Source organism: uncultured Aquimarina sp. (genome assembly GCF_947495315.1).
Taxonomy (GTDB): Bacteria; Bacteroidota; Bacteroidia; order Flavobacteriales; family Flavobacteriaceae; genus Aquimarina.
Genome location: NZ_CANLYD010000011.1, coordinates 161404 through 179352, shown reverse-complemented (window position 1 = coordinate 179352; position 17949 = coordinate 161404). Strand labels below are relative to the sequence as shown.

18 protein-coding genes are annotated in these 17949 nt (G+C 33.4%); 9 read left to right on the top strand and 9 right to left on the bottom strand.

Annotation, left to right across the window (positions count from 1 at the left end; all coding sequences use genetic code 11):
- Positions 1-73: 73 nt before the first annotated feature.
- The 3 genes from Q0910_RS18715 to Q0910_RS18705 all read left to right on the top strand — a co-directional run bounded on the left by Q0910_RS18715 (position 74) and on the right by Q0910_RS18705 (position 3096).
- On the top strand, positions 74-520 hold the full coding sequence (locus tag Q0910_RS18715) for a hypothetical protein (protein WP_299219721.1): 447 nt from the start codon (positions 74-76) through the stop codon (positions 518-520).
- Positions 521-660: 140 nt separating this feature from the next.
- Positions 661-1293, top strand: coding sequence for a LysE family transporter (locus tag Q0910_RS18710; protein ID WP_299219719.1), 633 nt, complete (start codon positions 661-663; stop codon positions 1291-1293).
- A 348-nt stretch (positions 1294-1641) separates the two neighbouring features.
- Positions 1642-3096: an aminotransferase class V-fold PLP-dependent enzyme gene (locus Q0910_RS18705; protein ID WP_299219717.1), complete on the top strand. Its 1455-nt coding sequence runs from the start codon at positions 1642-1644 to the stop codon at positions 3094-3096.
- On the opposite strand, the gene Q0910_RS18700 is transcribed toward Q0910_RS18705, so the two are convergent.
- Positions 3093-3887: a DUF2797 domain-containing protein gene (locus Q0910_RS18700; RefSeq protein WP_299219714.1), complete on the bottom strand. Its 795-nt coding sequence runs from the start codon at positions 3885-3887 to the stop codon at positions 3093-3095. The genes Q0910_RS18705 and Q0910_RS18700 overlap by 4 nt on opposite strands.
- 124 nt (positions 3888-4011) lie before the next feature.
- Here Q0910_RS18700 and Q0910_RS18695 point away from each other — a divergent pair, with 124 nt between their 5' ends.
- Both Q0910_RS18695 and Q0910_RS18690 read left to right on the top strand, forming a co-directional pair.
- Positions 4012-5544 (top strand): GH3 auxin-responsive promoter family protein, encoded by a 1533-nt coding sequence (locus Q0910_RS18695; RefSeq protein WP_299219711.1) that lies wholly within the window; start codon positions 4012-4014, stop codon positions 5542-5544.
- 235 nt (positions 5545-5779) lie between these two features.
- Entirely contained in the window at positions 5780-6124 is a 345-nt protein-coding gene (locus Q0910_RS18690; RefSeq protein WP_299219708.1) for a hypothetical protein, read from the top strand.
- 127 nt (positions 6125-6251) lie between these two features.
- Here Q0910_RS18690 and clpX read toward each other — a convergent pair whose 3' ends face one another.
- The 8 genes from clpX to Q0910_RS18650 form a co-directional block, all read right to left on the bottom strand.
- Positions 6252-7484 carry an ATP-dependent Clp protease ATP-binding subunit ClpX gene (clpX, locus tag Q0910_RS18685; RefSeq protein WP_299219705.1) on the bottom strand — a complete coding sequence of 411 codons (1233 nt, stop codon included), beginning with the start codon at positions 7482-7484 and terminating at the stop codon, positions 6252-6254.
- Between the two features lie 104 nt (positions 7485-7588).
- The gene (gene clpP / locus Q0910_RS18680; protein WP_118459009.1) at positions 7589-8263 is read right to left on the bottom strand and encodes an ATP-dependent Clp endopeptidase proteolytic subunit ClpP; all 675 of its coding nucleotides are present in this window, start codon (positions 8261-8263) and stop codon (positions 7589-7591) included.
- 101 nt (positions 8264-8364) lie between these two features.
- Positions 8365-9687, bottom strand: a complete 1323-nt coding sequence (gene tig / locus Q0910_RS18675) for a trigger factor (RefSeq protein ID WP_299219701.1) — start codon at positions 9685-9687, stop codon at positions 8365-8367.
- A gap of 86 nt (positions 9688-9773) precedes the next feature.
- A complete protein-coding gene (locus Q0910_RS18670) occupies positions 9774-10121 on the bottom strand; it encodes a phage holin family protein (RefSeq protein WP_299219698.1) in 348 nt (115 codons plus the stop codon).
- A gap of 103 nt (positions 10122-10224) precedes the next feature.
- The gene (locus Q0910_RS18665) at positions 10225-11793 is read right to left on the bottom strand and encodes a G-D-S-L family lipolytic protein (protein ID WP_299219695.1); all 1569 of its coding nucleotides are present in this window, start codon (positions 11791-11793) and stop codon (positions 10225-10227) included.
- A gap of 95 nt (positions 11794-11888) precedes the next feature.
- On the bottom strand, positions 11889-13136 hold the full coding sequence (locus Q0910_RS18660) for an outer membrane protein transport protein (RefSeq protein ID WP_299219693.1): 1248 nt from the start codon (positions 13134-13136) through the stop codon (positions 11889-11891).
- Between the two features lie 122 nt (positions 13137-13258).
- Positions 13259-14026: an alpha/beta fold hydrolase gene (locus tag Q0910_RS18655; protein WP_299219690.1), complete on the bottom strand. Its 768-nt coding sequence runs from the start codon at positions 14024-14026 to the stop codon at positions 13259-13261.
- 7 nt (positions 14027-14033) lie between these two features.
- Complete coding sequence (locus Q0910_RS18650; protein ID WP_299219685.1) at positions 14034-14747, bottom strand: pyridoxine 5'-phosphate synthase; 714 nt, start codon at positions 14745-14747, stop codon at positions 14034-14036.
- A gap of 97 nt (positions 14748-14844) precedes the next feature.
- On the opposite strand from Q0910_RS18650, the gene Q0910_RS18645 reads away from it, so the two are divergent.
- The 4 genes from Q0910_RS18645 to Q0910_RS18630 all read left to right on the top strand — a co-directional run bounded on the left by Q0910_RS18645 (position 14845) and on the right by Q0910_RS18630 (position 17949).
- Positions 14845-15501 carry a CBS domain-containing protein gene (locus tag Q0910_RS18645; RefSeq protein WP_299219683.1) on the top strand — a complete coding sequence of 219 codons (657 nt, stop codon included), beginning with the start codon at positions 14845-14847 and terminating at the stop codon, positions 15499-15501.
- A gap of 39 nt (positions 15502-15540) precedes the next feature.
- A complete protein-coding gene (locus Q0910_RS18640) occupies positions 15541-16425 on the top strand; it encodes an NAD kinase (RefSeq protein ID WP_299219680.1) in 885 nt (294 codons plus the stop codon).
- Positions 16426-16525: 100 nt separating this feature from the next.
- Positions 16526-17209, top strand: a complete 684-nt coding sequence (locus Q0910_RS18635) for a DUF6089 family protein (RefSeq protein WP_299219678.1) — start codon at positions 16526-16528, stop codon at positions 17207-17209.
- 2 nt (positions 17210-17211) lie between these two features.
- The gene (locus Q0910_RS18630; RefSeq protein ID WP_299219676.1) at positions 17212-17949 is read left to right on the top strand and encodes an isoprenyl transferase; all 738 of its coding nucleotides are present in this window, start codon (positions 17212-17214) and stop codon (positions 17947-17949) included.

Here is a 17949-nt window from a genome sequence, read left to right as displayed (position 1 = left end):
TAATAAAACAATACTTTTTTTGTTCCGGATCCCCTAAATCCATCAAATGAATTTTAATACTACAGTTTAAATTATGCTTAAATCAAAATTATTAATAGGCTTCATCTTTTTTCTATTTTTCCAATACACGAATGCTCAGGAAAAAGATGAGGCCATTTTTTTTGCTAAAAAAGATCAAATCACGAAATTTCATACGATAGGTGATCTAGAAAATTTAAAAAAAGGAGAACTCATCAAATTATATCAGGATCGAGTAAAGGAAATTGTAACGGTTATTCCATTTTTATCTCTAACCAACGAACCTGGAGTTCGGTTAGGTGATTTAGGAATCAAAGAAGATTCTGGTCATATAAAATCACTTAAGAAAAGTACTGAAGCTACTCAAGATGCTATAAATACTGCGCAAACCTCTATTGAAGAACTTGTACCTTATGCAGACACCGAAAAAATTATATTAACGATTCTTTACTATGAGGAAGTCATTAAAAAAATGAGAATCGGAGTTACTAGAAGTTTTTAAATCAAATTTTTAACACACAAACTACAACTATTATAACATCACAAAAAGAAGCGACAATATAAAAATTATCGCTTCTTTTTAATTACACACAATCCACTTAATAAATGTAAGGATAGCCTTAAAATAGGTACTAAGACTCTATGATCACATTCTATCTTATCCTGGGAATCTTAACTTCGGTAGCTGGTGCTTTACCTCTGGGAGCAGTTAACATAGCTGTAATTAACACGACAATTAAAGAAAATACCAGAAAAGCATTCCGTATTGCATTAGCAGCTGGTATCGGAGAAGTATTATTGGCCTTTTTTGCTCTACATTGTAGTATGGAACTCACGGGCTTTTTCGAAAATAACCGATGGATTCAGTTAGTAATTATTTCTATATTTTTAGTAGTCGGTATTTATTTTTTAGCACGAAAAAACAAAAAAGACACGAATGCAAAAGTATCTAAACTGAAGTTGGGAAAATCTAAATTCATAACTGGTTTCTCTCTTGCATTTTTAAATCCCCCAGTAATAATATATTGGATAGTAGCGATATCCTTAACAAACAAACATCTTTTCGAACTCACACTATATACCCCGTTAATTGCCTTATTTCTTTTCTTTTCGGGAATATACCTTGGCAAAATCGGCACATTGTACCTATATAGCCAATGGGGAAACAAAATGGCTCAAAAACCTAATGATTCTAAAACCAAATTATTTAAAATTATTGGTGTTGCACTCATTGTCATTTCTTTTGTTCAAGGAGTAAAATTCTTAGTAGCGTAATTATCTTTTTTTGCTTAAAACATCCAACATACACCCCACTAATCTTTTTAATATTTTTCTAAATTAAAGCTATACTAAATAACCAAAACGGGTAGCAGGAATTAAGAGATATTTCCATACTATCATATCTAAACACTGAGGTTCTATTGAAAAATAGTAGCGCATTTTTATGTATCGGTGCAATCCTAATAGCAATGTATTTGCTAATGTTCCGATAAAACATTGTCATTGAGTATTTTTTTTTATTGTTTCATTCCAAAGTAGAATACCTTTTTTTAATAAAAATATACTAGTAGATACTGCTTGAAATCGCATATTTTTGCAAATAAAGTAGGTAAAAAGATCCCAATGATAGAAAATGACCTCAACGCTAAACTAGAGTTATCTAAAGATGATATGAAACAATATGGCTATACAATTATTGATCATATTGTAGAACATTTTGATACTCAGGACTCCAAAAAACCAGTAGCAATAGCTACTAGGGAAGAAATGGACAGCTTGCTAGCAGAAGATATACCACACCACCCAACAGAAGCCAATGAAGTTCTTAATTTTGTGATGGAAAATGTTGTTCCGCAAAGCACTATTGTATCACACCCAAAATCATTTTCTTTCGTACCAGGTCCAAGTAATTACATCAGTGCGATGGCAGATACCATTGCTACAGGGTTTAATATTTTCTCTGGTGGTTGGGCTGCATCGCCGGGAGCAGCAGAATTAGAAATACTTATGATGAACTGGCTGTTAGAAATTTTTGGATTTGGCACCAAAAAAGGAGGAGGTATTTTTACAAGCGGAGGATCCATGGCTAACCTTACTGCATTAGTAACCGCCAGAAGAATAAAATGTGGAGATGATTTTTCTAAAGCAGTAATTTACTTATCAGACCAGGCACACTCTTCTAATATAAAAGCGATTAAAGTGATAGGCTTTAAAAAGAGTCAAATAAGAGTCATACCTACAGATCTGGAATTCAAAATATCTCTTAATAAATTAAAGAATGCTATCGCTAAGGATCGTCTTCAAGGACTAGAACCTTTTTGCTTGATTGCCTCTGCTGGTACTACAAACACAGGAACAGTAGATCCACTAGATGAAATGGCAAGAATCTGTAATGAAGAAGAATTATGGTTCCATATTGATGGAGCTTATGGCGGTGCTGCAATACTAGCCGATAACGGAAAAAATTTATTAAAAGGTATTGAAAAAGCAGATTCTCTAACAGTAGATCCTCATAAATGGTTTTTCCAACCTTATGAAATGGGTTGTTTATTAGTTAAGAATCATAATTGGCTGAGTGGAACTTTCAGCGAAAAACCAGAATACCTAAGAGACGTGGAAGGTAATGAATCCGAAATTAACTTCTACGATCACGGTATCCAATTAACTCGTCGGTTTCGAGCATTAAAGTTTTACATGTCATTAAAGACATTTGGTTTGGATTCTTTTAAAAAGGCAATTCAATATAATATAGAATTAGCTGACCAAACTGAAGGTTTATTAAGAAAAAGTCCGAAATGGGAAGTCATATCACCTGCTACCTTAGCAGTAATAAATTTTAGATATAACCCTATTGATAAAAATTTCTCAGAAAAGGAGATTGATATAATAAATCAGAAAATTTCTGAAAAAATGATTAATTCTAGAGAAGCATTATTAGTCACTACAGTACTTTTAGGCCAAGTAGTGTTAAGAATGTGTTTAATCAATCCTAGAACAACGATGGATCATATTAAAGAAACTATCGAGCAATGTGAACTATATGGAAATGAAGTATTAGCAATAGAAAGCGCTAATTAAATCATAGTTAACTGTACTACATATCCTTCATTATTCCGAACATTAAAAACAGTATCATCTTCAAAAATCAAATATTGACCTTTGATACCTTTTAAAACACCAGAATATTCTGGTATTTTTTCCAGATTTAAGCTCTTTAGTTTAGTAGGATACTCTAATACGGGAAAATCAAGTTCGGTTTCTTTATTGTTTTCTATGAAATACTCTTTTACCTCATCAGGAATAAATTCTTTAAGTTTATCTCTATAGGTCACTAAATCTTCATCTTCAATCTCATTTTTGAGCATTTTTCGCCAATTCGTTTTATCAGCTACGTGATCTTTTAAAGCTACTTCAGTGATTCCTGCAAGGTATCGATTAGGTACTTCTACAATTTCAATAGCTTCATGAGCTCCTTGATCGATCCATCTAGTAGGAACTTGTGTTTTTCGGGTTACACCAACCTTAATATTACTCGAATTAGCTAAATAAACTATATGCGGCTGAAGTTGTACTTTCTTCTCAAAATCCAAATTTCGATCTTCGATATCTAAATGAGCTTTACTTAGTTCTGGACGCATTACCCAATCTCCAACCTGGGGTTGATTATAAAAATCATCGTAACAATATCCTTGCCTATATATTTTTTTGTTTTCGCCACAAGCTAAACACTGATAACCAACAAATTTTATACTAAGGGTTTTATTCAATAATTGATTCATATGAATAAAATCAGAATCAAACACTAAATAGTATTGAATTGGGGTCCCTACCTCAGTTTGCATTTTGGTTAATACGCCTTCATATTGCATAAAAAGTTCAGTTATAAGTTAAATGTATAAAAAGAATGTTATTATTTTTATTATTTTAGTTTCCGACTAAAGTCAACCACACAATCATATTAATGCTAATTGCAGCCTAAAGATACATCAAAAAATGCCAATTCCTTTAGTAAATTCTATCGCTAGCTGGTTTCTAAAAAAGCGTTTTCATCAGATGGAGCTTTTTCTAAAATACCCCAACGAGGTACAGCTGGAGTTGTTACATGTTTTATTAGAAACAGCCAAAAACACTGAGCTTGGCAAGACCTATGGTTTTTCATCTATTTATAGCTATGAAACCTTTAAAGAACGTGTTCCTATTCGTTCTTATGAAGATTATGAAGAAATGATCGAACGTAGCAGGTTAGGAGAACATAATATATATTGGCCTACACCTATTAAATGGTTTGCAAAATCTAGTGGAACTACGAATGCTAAAAGCAAGTTTATTCCTGTGAGCCAAGAATCACTGGAAGATTGCCATTATGCAGCGGGGAAAGATCTTTTATGCATGTATCTCAATAACAATGAAAACTCTAAACTCTTTACCGGAAAAAGTCTGCGCCTAGGAGGAAGTAAAGAGTTATATAAAGAAAATGGCACCTCATTTGGTGATTTGTCTGCAATTATCATTGACAATATGCCGTTTTGGGCAGAATTCAGTTCTACTCCAAGTAACGAAGTTTCTTTAATGAGTGACTGGGAAACAAAAATGATGGCAATTGTAAACGAAACCATTCAGGAAAATGTTACTAGCCTTGCCGGAGTGCCATCCTGGATGTTGGTTCTATTAAATCAAGTATTAGAAACAACAGGGCAAAAACATCTTTTTGAAATATGGAAAAATATCGAAGTATACTTTCATGGAGGAGTAAGTTTTGAACCCTATATTGATCAATACAAAAAGATCCTACCACGAGATTCTTTTAGGTATTACGAAATTTACAATGCATCTGAAGGTTTTTTTGCAATCCAAGATCGCAACGAATCATCGGAGCTCTTATTAATGCTTGATTATGGTATTTTTTATGAATTTATTCCTATGGATACTTATGGATCAACAGATGAAAAAGTGATACCATTAAGTGATGTAGAAATTGGCAAAAATTATGCTGTTATTATTACTACCAATGCTGGTTTATGGAGATATAAAATTGGTGATACAGTTCGTTTTACCTCTATTAATCCTTATAGAATAAAAGTATCTGGAAGAACAAAACATCATATCAATGTATTTGGAGAAGAACTTATTATTGAAAACGCGGAAGAAGCACTTAGGAAAGCTACAAAAGAAACCGATAGTGAAATCATTGATTATACAGTGGCACCAATTTTTATGGAAGGAAAAGAAAAAGGTGCTCACGAATGGATGATTGAATTTAAAAAACATCCTAAGAATCTTGATCATTTCGCTGACATTCTCGATCGAAATCTTCAAGATATTAATAGCGACTATGAAGCAAAAAGGTATAACAATACCACATTAAATATCCTACAGATTAATAATGCTAGGCCTTATTTATTTTATGATTGGTTGAAAAAAAATGATAAACTTGGAGGCCAACATAAAATACCTAGACTCTCTAACTCCAGAAAATATCTTGATGAGCTACTTGTATTAAACAAGATTGGCTCGTATTCACTTTAATTGACTAAAACCATAAATTTATATTAAAAAATAGCAAAATTCCCCATTACATTATTTTTTGATTATGGTTTTTACGTAAAAAAATTACGTAAGAAATTCTGTTTTTTGACTAAAATTGAGTATTTCATCGATTAAAAAAAACGATTGAACTAAAAAACAAAAAATATCTTTCATACACCTTGTTTTCGTATTAAATTTGTTACCAGTTAGTTACGATTTAACAAAGGTCCCAAATATGAAAAATCTTTTACTCGGTCTTATTTTTATTTCCTGTTCTGCAGCTATTAATGCACAAGAAACAGCTATTATTCCTAATGACAATACTACGGAGGAAAATGTTTCTACAAGCGAGACTCTTTCTAATGAATCTTCTTCATTTGTATCTACTCCAGAAAATACGATTACCGGCATAAACAAGGTTTGCTATGGAGAAACTTCTAAAGTTGCTTTTTATGAAGTATTGATCGCTAAAAATGGATTTAAAATAAACCTAAAAGACAGTAAAGATTTAGTAATAAGAAATACAGAAGAAATCATTTCTAAGAAAATAGAAGAAATATTATACTCGGAAGAAGATTAATCCGAGTTTAGTATAAATTTGAAGTATCATCAATACTTTCATTCTAACAAGAAAGTATTTTAAATATAAAAACTCCTTAAGCTTTATATACTTAAGGAGTTTATTTTTTTAATATAACCCTTAAAGATTATGAGACTGCTTTGAGCTTATTTATTATGGATTTATTCAATTTCTTTTCAGCATAATCCTTTGTCACCCTAAATTCTGTTTCTTCACTCTCTGGCAATTCATACATTGCATCTGTTAAAATTGCTTCACACAAAGAACGCAAACCTCTTGCTCCTAACTTATACTCGACAGCTCTTTCTACTATATAATCTAAAGCTCCCGGTGTAATGGTGAACTCTACATTATCCATTTCGAAAAGTTTTTTATACTGCTTTATAATTGCATTTTTAGGCTCAGTTAAAATAGCTCTCAATGTATTGTTATCCAATGGATTCATATGCGTTAATACAGGAAGACGACCTATTATCTCTGGAATTAATCCAAAATCTTTCAAATCTTTAGGGATAATGTATTGTAATAGATTGTCTTTTTCTATGATATCCTCGGATTTAGAAGCACTAAAGCCCATTGCCTGCATATTTAGACGTTTCTGGATAGCATTTTCGATGCCATCAAAAGCTCCTCCTGCTATGAAAAGTATATTTTCGGTATTTACTTCGATAAACTTTTGATCTGGATGCTTTCGCCCGCCTTTTGGCGGAACGTTCACTACGGTCCCTTCTAATAGCTTCAATAGGGCCTGCTGCACTCCTTCTCCCGAAACATCTCTTGTAATACTTGGGTTATCACTTTTACGGGCAATTTTATCAATCTCGTCAATAAACACAATACCTCTTTGAGCTTTTTCAAGATTATAATCAGCCGCTTGTAATAAACGAGTAAGAATACTTTCTACATCCTCTCCTACATACCCCGCTTCAGTAAGTACAGTTGCGTCAACTATAGCCAAAGGAACATTAAGCATTTTAGCAATGGTCTTTGCTATCAATGTTTTACCTGTTCCTGTTTGTCCTACCATAATGATATTACTCTTTTGTATTTCGATATCATCATCAGTAGTCGGCTGTAATAAACGTTTGTAATGATTATATACAGCAACAGACATAACTTTCTTAGTAAACTCCTGTCCAATTACATATTCATCCAGAAATTTCTTTATAGCCATTGGCTTACGAAGCATTAACTCTGAGCTAAGCTCTCCTGTTTCTTCATCTCTAGCCTCTTCTACAACAATTCCATGAGCCTGTACAATACAACGGTCACATATATGAGCATCTAACCCAGCAATTAACAAATTGGTTTCCGGTTTCTTTCTTCCACAAAACGAGCATTCTAAATCTTCTTTCGGCATAATTATCTATTTCAACAAAACTCGTCTACCTATGTGATATTGATAGACTTATTTCTAGGGGTTGCAGATGATCTTTTATCTGCTATTACTATTTTAACTATAAATTATTCTCTTGTAAGTATTTCATCTATCATTCCATACTCAAGAGCCTTATCAGCTTTCATCCAATAGTCTCTATCACTATCTTCATAAACTTTATCATAACTCTGACCAGAATGTTTTGCTATGATATTATATAATTCTTCTTTTAGTATCAATATTTCGCGAGCAGTAATTTCTATATCACTAGCTTGTCCTTGAGCTCCACCGAGTGGTTGATGAATCATTACTCTACTATGTGGTAAACCAGAGCGCTTTCCTTTCTCACCCGCACATAACAATACTGCTCCCATTGATGCTGCCATCCCAGTACATATTGTTGCTACATCAGGCTTAATAAATTGCATAGTATCATAAATACCTAAACCTGCATATACACTACCTCCAGGAGAATTTATATAAATCTGTATATCTTTTGAAGAATCTACACTTTCCAAAAATAATAACTGAGCTTGTATAATATTAGCTACCTGGTCATTGATTCCTGTCCCCAAAAATATAATACGATCCATCATTAAACGAGAAAACACATCAAAAATGGCTACATTCATTTGACGTTCTTCTATAATATTAGGAGTCATCCCAGTTGGATACATACTACTGATAATTTTATCATAGTAATTACTATTAATACCATGATGCTGTGTAGCGTATTTTTCGAATTCTTTTCCGTAATTCATATGTTCTTTTTCTGAAATTTTATTTTTATAAAAAAGGCGTTAATCCAATCTTGGTTTAACGCCCTAAATATAAGTATAAATTCCTTATTAGTGTATGTTGATTATTTGTAAACTTCTTTTACAAAATCATCAAAACTCACTTCTTTTTCCTTCAATTTAACGTTCTCCTTATAGTAGGCAAGTAATTTCTGACTCATTAGTTGTTCAGAAATTCTTTTCACTTCATCCTGATTAGATAAAATTCTAGCTGCGATATCTTCCAGCTCCTTATCTTCTGGTGACATCTGACCAAATTGAGCCATTTGTCCTTTTATCAAATCTTTAGCGAATTCTTTCAATTCTTCAAAAGTAACCTGGAGGTTGTTATCATTGATTATTTTTCCTTCTATTAATTGAAAACGTAATCCTTTCTCACTCTTCTCATATTCATCCTTCGCTTGATCTTCTGTCAAAGGCTGCTCACCTGTAGCCTGAATCCATTTTTGCAAAAACTCTGCTGGTAAATCAAATTTAGTGTTTTCAAGAACACTCTCGGTTACATCATTAAGTAACTGCTGATCTGATTGTTGCACAAACTGACGAGCAGCATCTTCTTTGATTTTTTCTTTAAGTTCAGTAACCGATTTTACACCATCTTTACCGTATAGTTTATCAAACAAGTCCTGATCTAAATCACCTAGTTCCTGATTATTAATTTCAGAAACAGTAAATGTTACTTCGATATCAAGACCTTTAGCATCATCCTGATTAATCTTCAGCGCATTCACCAAATCGTGATCCTCAGAAAATAATCCTTTGGTTTTTAATGTTAAAACATCTCCAACTTTAGAACCAATAAATTTATCTAAGTTTCTCTTTCCTTTTATTTTATCTAAAGAAATAGTTGCTTGATTCTCTATCTCTTTTTCTTCATTTACAAAAGTACCATTGATTAAATCATCTTTCTCAGCACTTTCTTTTGGCACTAATTTACCATATTGCTTTTGGATGGTTGTGATTTGATTATCAATCATTTCATCAGTAGCAACAATCTTATAATGAGTTATTGCTTTCTTCCCATTAAGTTTGATTTCAAATTTTGGTGCTAAACCTAATTCAAATTCAAAAGAATAATCATCAGTATCCCAATTGAAGTTATCTTGTTCTTTAGGTAATGGATTACCTAAAACATCAAGCTTTTCTTCCGTTAGATACTTATTAAGAGCATCTTGCAATAATTTATTTACTTCATCTACTAAAACGGCCTTTCCATATTGCTTTTTAACCAATCCCATAGGAACGTGGCCTTTTCTAAAACCAGGAATATTGGCGTTCTTACGATAATCTCTAAGAATGTTCTCTACTTTATCGTTATAATCTTCTTTTGCAATATCTACTGTTACTACAGCATTTAAATCGTCTAATTGCTCTTTTGAAATATTCATTATCTCTACTTTTTTGTACTAAAAATCGGGTTGCAAAAGTAATACTTTTTTACAACTCAACAAAGTTTTAACTTCCTGAAAAACAGTTAGCTTTTATCTTTCTTTAAAATAGAGTACAATATGGATTGAAACACGGATAACAAAATACTAAATATCAGCGCCCACAACCAACCATTAACACTAAAACCTGAAACAAAATGATCAGCCATTAGTATGATTGCCGCGTTAATGACCAGCAAAAACAATCCTAAAGTAACGATAGTCACCGGTAAGGTTAATATAACCAATAAAGGCTTTACAATAGCGTTAAGAATCGCCAAAAGAACCGCCACAATAAGAGCACTTACATAATTATCGACGTTAGCTCCAGGTAAAATTTCTGCCAATACCAAAACGGCAACAGCACTAAGAATCATTTTTAATAAGAATTTCATAAGTACAGGTTTAGATTGATCATCAAAGTAACTAAAAACAATGCAATAAAAAAACCTGTTAATCTCTTAACAGGTTTTAAAAATATATTATAAAATTTTTATACTAGTTAGCACCTACATCATTACTAAGGGTAACTGTTCCATAATCTCCAGGATTTACTGAAGGTAAGGTTGCTCCATACTTAATCTCTATGGCATTAATAATACCATTAGTTACTAAAGCATGTGCTCTAGGTGTAGGATGCACACCATCTAGAGAAAATCCACCGCCGGTTACAAAATCAGAAGTTATCAATCCTCCATCAAACGGAATCCCACCGCTAGCAGCTTGTGTTAAATCATTTGCCACATTATAAAAGGCTAAACCATTGTCATTGGCAACAGTCGCAATCGTAGTATTAAAAGCCTGGCGAGCATTCTCTACTGAGGATTGTTCCGCCGGAGTTAACACATATTGATCTTGTAATGGATAAGTTACACCATTAACCGAAAATTGACCTGCCAACTCTGGAGTTAAACCAAGACCTACTAATTCATCAAATCTTTCCTGATTTACCTGACCTATAATACCAGAACTAGTTAAAACCAATAAGTCATTAGCTGTTGCCTGTCTTGCTTGTCCATATTGTGCAGCAACAATTGGAGCCAAAGGACCAAATGTACCCGCTAAGGCTATGGCCAAATCAGCTGAAACATCTTCTAAAGATTCATCCTTAATAACAACAGGGCTAGCAGCACTAGCTGAAAACGATATTGCTCTTTCTGGAACACCTGCAAAAGCAAGAGCAGCATTTAATCCTGCATAAGTTGCGTTAAGCGTTGGTATTTGTGGTCCAAAACTAGGATCTAATGGACTTAGAGGAGCAAATGGTACTGTAGTAAAGAAAGGTAACGTAGTTACATTAGGTAAATTAAGTACTACTCCTTTTGCGTCTGTTGACACAAGAGCTCCTATCAAGGCTTTATATGTCGATTCAAATAAACCAGCATTCGTAATATCTAAACCTTGAGGAGAATAAGTACTTGGATCAGTATTACCAGTTACGTTATGATCCACACCTACACCACCTGAAGTAGCATATCCTAAAATATCATTATTTCCTATCCATAAACTAAAAAACGTAGGACTTTGTGCTACTGCATCTCCAATCACAGTTGCATTAGGTTCACTAGCAAAACGTCCAAAATATGGATTTAATGCACCATATCCAGGAAAGCCTAAATGATAAACTCTTGCTCCAGGAACTCCCATATTATTAAAAGAAGCTCCTAAATTAGCCGTAATATTAGTTGATGGTGCAGCTCCAGTATATATTGCAGGACCAGGATTGCCTTCTCCATCAAAAGCTAACACTAACCTTGGAGGAAAAGTAGCAGTTTGACCTGCAAACCCACCTACATTATCCGCCATTAACGGTTGTGTAAATTCTCCACCACCTACAAGAGCAAATTGTTTAGATAATATATTCGGATAAGAATTCTCTTGCCCTGTTATATATAATGCATTATCTGCAAAACCAGCAGTTAAAGAATTTCCTAAAGCAACAAAGTTAGAGAAGTCAGCCTCTCCGCTAGAATATACTCCAGCTTCATCAATTGGATTATCAAATTCTGATTCACAAGCAACTAAACCTAATGCCAGAATTGCTAAATATTTTATATTGTTTTTCATCTGTATTTGTTTATTTTTTTTAATTGTCAGATGGAATCGCCAATAATCATTTCGGTTGGTTTCAACCTACTGATATGGCTTATTTCATCTTCAAATTATAATTTATAAGTTAAACCAAGTCCTGGCGCAAATGCGCTTGATTTATAAGTTCCACTAAAAGGTACGTTTTGTCCGTTTTCCTGATAAAAATCATAAGACTCATTCACCTCTTCAAATCTTAAATAGAAGAAGGAAGCATCAATTGCTAGCTTAGGCGTAATTGCAAAACTTATACCTCCTGTATATCCTTGTGAATCATTACGTGGTGTCTCTGGTGCAAAAAATCCAGATTGCACTGGAGATTCGTCTATATAATATCCCGCTCTTAAAGATATCTTAGAAGTAGCATCATACTGTAATCCAAAACGATATACTGAAGAGTTTTTGTAATTACGTGTGTTTAATGAAGTTGTCCCAGTTCCAAATTGAATATCTAAAGACTCATACACATCCCAAAATTGTCTGTTGTAATCAAACGCGAACAACCATTTCTTATGAAACTGATATGAAAGTCCTACAGATAATTCAGCTGGTAATGGTAACTCCGCATCAAAGGTAGTAGTTCCGTTTGCAGGAACAGCAGGAGAATTAGGGAAATTCGAGAATGTTGCTTCTCCGCCTTCTGCTTCAAGAATAATTTCACTACGATAATTAAATCCTAATCTAAAATTTTCTGTCGGATTAAACATAGCACTTATACTCCATCCCCAATTACTTACACCAGAATCATCAACCGTAATATTAGAACGATTACCATCTATATCGGTTAATGTTCTGTTCGCATTTCTATTAAAGTTAACAGAACCTGTAACATAAATCGGTCCACCACCAATACTAAACTTATCAGAAAGCTTTATAGAAACCACTGGTTGGATATAAATAGCAGCTAATTCAATATTATTTACTAAATGAGAACCTGCCCAGTCTGTTGGCCAAGTTACCTCACTACCATAAGGAGTATAAACCCCAAGTCCTAAAGCTAACCAATCATTAACTTTATAAGATCCATACAAATTAAGTGGTGTACCAACAGAGCTATCTGTCTCAGAAGAAATCCCTAGATCAGAATTTTGATAAATCACATCTGTGAAAATACCACTGGCACCAGCACTGATATTTAATTTGTTTTCTAAATACACAAGACCTGCAGGATTGAAGAATACTAGTTCCGCACTATTCACCACAGCAACACCTGTATGCCCCATAGCCATAGCTCTCTGCCCTTGCACACTAACTCTATATCCACCAGCATAGGTGACCAAAGTCACTAAGGCGAATAGAACTAATAATAGTAGTTTTTTCATAATAAATTAGAATTGTTTTTGTTTTTTTAAGAATATTGAAAAAATAATGCACCAAATTTAGTAGAAAATACCAATTATCCAACTAAATCATTAAAATATTATGCATACATAGCATTTTTTGTTTAATTTTTAATAAATTCTAACACTGATGCTAAAAATTCGGTGGGATTTTCCGCATGCAGCCAATGCCCCGCATTAGAAATTTCATTGATTTGTGATTGAGGAAATTGCTTTTTAATTCGGCCCTCGTCTTCATTCAGAATATAATTAGACTTCGCTCCTTTAAGAAAAAGCGTCTCTCCTTTATAAACAGAATCCTCAGGAAGCTCTACTCCGATTTCTGAGGAATTTTGTACCAAACTGTCCAAATTCAGGCGTAAACCAAGTTCGCTTTTCTCCTTCCAAAACAGGTTTTTCATCAAAAACATCCGCACTCCAATATCCTGTACATAGACACTTAAAGCTTTATCAACTTCTCCTCTACTTTTTAAAGTATCAAAATCTAAAGAACTAAGTCCATCAAGAATATCTTGATGATGTAATGGGTAGTATTTTGGTCCGATATCAGCTATTATCAATTTTTTAAGTAGTTCAGGATGATTTACAGCAAAGAACATAGCTGCCTTACCTCCCATAGAGTGACCTAAAAGTATCACATCCTTCAAATTGTTACTATGACAGTACTCTAACAAGTCAGAAGCTAAAAGCTCATAACTAAATTCATCGCTATGTGTACTGCGCCCATGATTTCTTTGATCTATCAGATGCATCTGATATCCGGATTCCGATATCTTCTTGGCAAGGGTTTTCCAATTATCTCCCATACCAAGGAAACCATGTAAAATCAAAAATGGCACTCCTTCTCCAAAAACGTTAGCGTGTAACCTCATGCTTTCATTATTTAAGTCTGTGTAAATACATATTAACGACATTTTCCAATCCAAGATACAAGGATTCACTTATTAATGCATGTCCAATAGAAACCTCTAACAATCCAGGAATATTTTCTTTAAAGAATTTAATATTATCGAGTGAAAGATCGTGACCTGCATTTATACCTATTCCTAAATCTAGAGCCAGTTTAGCGCACTCTGCATATGGCTGAACCGAAGCTAAATTACCTTTAGCATATTCCGCCGCGAAAGATTCTGTATACAACTCTATTCGATCAGCACCAGTTTCTTTGGCTCCTTCAATCATCTTTTCAACAGGATCTACAAAAATTGAAGTTCTGATACTATTTTTTTTAAACTCTGAAATCACTTCGCTTAAAAAACTCTTATGTTTTATAGTATCCCAACCTGCATTACTAGTAATAGCGTTAACCGCATCGGGAACTAACGTTACCTGAGTTGGCTTAACCTCGTTTACCAGGTTAATAAATTTTGATATTGGATTTCCCTCTATATTATATTCCGTATGAACTACTGCCTTTAAATCATAAGCATCCTGATATCTAATATGTCTTTCATCAGGTCGAGGATGAATCGTGATTCCTTCTCCTCCAAAATCCTGAATATCAACTGCCACTTTAAGCAAATTTGGCGTATCACCTCCTCTTGAATTGCGTAACGTTGCTATTTTATTGACATTAACACTTAATTTTGTCATAGTTTTTGATATAACTTTTAATAAAAAGCAAAAATACGAACTTGAGAGTGCCTCGGTTACATATTTTTGATTAATTTGCATAAAAAGCCCCGGGAATATGAAGACAAGCTTATATATAATAAATGAAATAGATCCACTGTCCACAACCGCTAAGGTTGCGGACGCACAATTATTATTTAACGAACTCACTTACACCCACTTTCCTGTCTTAAAAGATGGTATTTATGTAGGATGTATTTCAGAAGCAGATGTTAGATGTTTTGAAACTGAAAAAGTATTAGAATCCTATCTATACGCTTTAGAAGGTTTTTTTGTTAGAACTGACGCCAACTGGTTAGACATTTTAGAATCGTTTGCTCAAAATCATTCTAATATATTACCAGTTCTTGATGATGATAATAATTATCAAGGGTATTTTGAATTAAGAGATATTATGAATCTTTTTAACGAAACTCCTTTTCTAAGTGAACCAGGTAATATTTTAATTGTAGAAAAAGGTGTATTAGATTATTCTTTTAGCGAAGTCTCACAAATCGTAGAATCGAATAATGCTAAATTGCTTGGTCTTTTCATCTCTAATATGGAAAACGATGTAATCCAAATTACGTTAAAAATAAATGATAGCGATATAAACAATATTGTTCAAACATTTAGAAGATACAGTTACAATATTGTCTCTAAGCATCACGAAGATTCATTTTTAAACAATCTTAAAGAAAGGTCTCAGTATTTAGAAAAATACCTTAATATTTAGCAACTAACATCAACTAACACCTAAACAAATTAAATCATAATGAAGATAGGTATTTACGGCCAATTCTATCACGAAAAATCTGGAATATATATCCAACAATTATTAGAAGCGCTGGACAAAAATAATATCGAGGTAGTAATCGAGAAAAACTTTCTCGAGCTCATTAATCTTCATGACGATATTGACAAAAGCTATTCTCATTTTAGCACTTTTGAGGAGTTAGATCATTCCTATGACCTTTTTTTTAGTATTGGAGGAGATGGAACTATTCTAAAAACGATCACCTATGTTAGAGACTTAGGTATTCCAATTGCTGGAATCAATACCGGAAGACTAGGTTTTTTAGCAACTATTCAAAAAGAAGAAATAAAAGACACAATCAACCTTATACTAGATAAAAAATTTCATATTTCTCCAAGAACCATTGTAACAATAGATACTGTTCCACCAACAGAAGAGTTTGGAGTTCTAAACTTTGCAATGAATGAAATTGCTGTCAGCAGAAGAAATACCACTTCTATGATAACAGTACATACCAGTCTAAATGATGAATTTCTGACCTCTTATTGGGCAGATGGACTCATTGTTTCTTCTCCAACCGGTTCTACGGGATACTCCTTAAGTTGCGGTGGCCCTGTTATGATGCCTGATGCAGAAAGCATGGTACTAACACCTATTGCACCTCATAATCTTAATGCCAGACCACTAGTTATTCCAGATGACAAAGAAATTAAATTACAAGTTTCTGGAAGAGAAGACACTTATTTAGTTTCTCTGGATTCAAGAATACACACTTTACCAAATGAAGCTACGGTTGTTATTAAAAAAGCTCCATTTAAAATAAATATGGTTGTTTTAGAAGGCGATAGTTTCTTAAAAACATTGCGAAAAAAAATGCTTTGGGGTGAAGATAAACGTAATTAGACAATAAAATCTACTAAAAAGTGTTTTTTAATTCATACTATTTTACTCAAATTCTTGTGTACTAAAGTTAATTGTTATATTTGCAAACTTTTGAAAATCTATGAGATACTTAGCATCCTTTGTATTAATTTTGTTTTTTGGGCAATCTATCACCTCACAAACTTATGAGGTTGGACTGATGGCTGGTGGTTCTAATTATATTGGAGATGTAGGTTCTACATACTATATTTCACCTAATTCCTTTGCTATTGGAGCAATCGGAAAGTGGAATCGAAGTAAAAGACATGCCTTTAGAGCATCTTTCTTATACACCAACCTTAAATCAGATGATTCTAAAGGAGATGACAGAAGGGTCCAAAGAGGTTATAGCTTTAATAATTCGGTAAAAGAGTTATCTGCTGGATTAGAATTTAATTTCTGGGAATGGTATTTATATGATGGTGAACCACAATTTACTCCATATTTATACACTGGCTTGACTGGTTTTAACTATAGCGCCAAAGCGGTTGACCCTAATAATGGCAATCAAATTAGCTCTTATAGTGAGAAATGGACTGCCGCTATCCCGATAGTAGTCGGTGTAAAGAAAACTATTGGACGTCATTGGGTATTAGGAGCGGAGATTGGTGCGAGATATACATTCACTGATAATTTAGATGGAAGTGATCCAGACAGTGCGTTTGGAACAGGATTTGGTAATTTGGATAATAATGATTGGTATGTATTTACCGGTATAACATTATCCTATACGTGGGGTAGAATCCCATGTTATTGTGCATTCTAAAAATGATTAATAAAGAACAACTCAATTCTAACATTCCGGAACATATAGCCATCATTATGGATGGTAACGGCAGATGGGCAAAAAAGAAAGGATTCTTTAGAGCTGTTGGCCACGAAAATGGAACAAAAGCCGTTAGAGAAGTTGTAGAAGGAGCAGCAGAAATAGGAATAAAGTATCTTACATTGTATGCATTTTCTACAGAAAACTGGAACAGACCTAAGTTAGAAGTAGAAACTTTAATGAAGCTTTTGGTAAGCTCATTAAAAAAAGAAATAAAAACACTGCAAAAAAATAATATCCGTCTAAACGCTATCGGAAACTTACAGGCACTACCCGAAAAAGCAAGAAAGGAATTACTGGAAGTTATTGAAAAGACTAAGGATAACGAGCATATGACGCTTTCGTTAGCTCTTAGTTATGGTAGTCGAGAAGAGCTAATAAAAACTATTCAAGAAATAAGCAATAAAGTTAAAAATAATGTACTTTCGCCACATCTTATAAATGAAGCAGTCATTAATGAGCATTTGTATACCAAAACGCTACCAGATGTAGATTTATTAATACGTACCAGTGGAGAACAACGTATTAGTAATTTCTTATTATGGCAGATTGCGTATGCAGAATTATATTTTACTGAAATATTATGGCCTGATTTTAAAAGAACAGATTTATTTGAAGCCATTTTAAATTATCAACAAAGAGAAAGAAGATTTGGAAAAACTAGTGAGCAGCTTAGTTAA

Bases quoted from the DNA above. Each gene is read 5' to 3' on its own strand.
- Q0910_RS18715 (WP_299219721.1), top strand. From the start codon at position 74: ATGCTTAAATCAAAATTATTAATAGGCTTCATCTTTTTTCTATTTTTC.
- Q0910_RS18710 (WP_299219719.1), top strand. From the start codon at position 661: ATGATCACATTCTATCTTATCCTGGGAATCTTAACTTCGGTAGCTGGT.
- Q0910_RS18705 (WP_299219717.1), top strand. From the start codon at position 1,642: ATGATAGAAAATGACCTCAACGCTAAACTAGAGTTATCTAAAGATGAT.
- Q0910_RS18700 (WP_299219714.1), bottom strand. From the start codon at position 3,887: ATGCAATATGAAGGCGTATTAACCAAAATGCAAACTGAGGTAGGGACC.
- Q0910_RS18695 (WP_299219711.1), top strand. From the start codon at position 4,012: ATGCCAATTCCTTTAGTAAATTCTATCGCTAGCTGGTTTCTAAAAAAG.
- Q0910_RS18690 (WP_299219708.1), top strand. From the start codon at position 5,780: ATGAAAAATCTTTTACTCGGTCTTATTTTTATTTCCTGTTCTGCAGCT.
- clpX (WP_299219705.1), bottom strand. From the start codon at position 7,484: ATGCCGAAAGAAGATTTAGAATGCTCGTTTTGTGGAAGAAAGAAACCG.
- clpP (WP_118459009.1), bottom strand. From the start codon at position 8,263: ATGAATTACGGAAAAGAATTCGAAAAATACGCTACACAGCATCATGGT.
- tig (WP_299219701.1), bottom strand. From the start codon at position 9,687: ATGAATATTTCAAAAGAGCAATTAGACGATTTAAATGCTGTAGTAACA.
- Q0910_RS18670 (WP_299219698.1), bottom strand. From the start codon at position 10,121: ATGAAATTCTTATTAAAAATGATTCTTAGTGCTGTTGCCGTTTTGGTA.
- Q0910_RS18665 (WP_299219695.1), bottom strand. From the start codon at position 11,793: ATGAAAAACAATATAAAATATTTAGCAATTCTGGCATTAGGTTTAGTT.
- Q0910_RS18660 (WP_299219693.1), bottom strand. From the start codon at position 13,136: ATGAAAAAACTACTATTATTAGTTCTATTCGCCTTAGTGACTTTGGTC.
- Q0910_RS18655 (WP_299219690.1), bottom strand. From the start codon at position 14,026: ATGAGGTTACACGCTAACGTTTTTGGAGAAGGAGTGCCATTTTTGATT.
- Q0910_RS18650 (WP_299219685.1), bottom strand. From the start codon at position 14,747: ATGACAAAATTAAGTGTTAATGTCAATAAAATAGCAACGTTACGCAAT.
- Q0910_RS18645 (WP_299219683.1), top strand. From the start codon at position 14,845: ATGAAGACAAGCTTATATATAATAAATGAAATAGATCCACTGTCCACA.
- Q0910_RS18640 (WP_299219680.1), top strand. From the start codon at position 15,541: ATGAAGATAGGTATTTACGGCCAATTCTATCACGAAAAATCTGGAATA.
- Q0910_RS18635 (WP_299219678.1), top strand. From the start codon at position 16,526: ATGAGATACTTAGCATCCTTTGTATTAATTTTGTTTTTTGGGCAATCT.
- Q0910_RS18630 (WP_299219676.1), top strand. From the start codon at position 17,212: ATGATTAATAAAGAACAACTCAATTCTAACATTCCGGAACATATAGCC.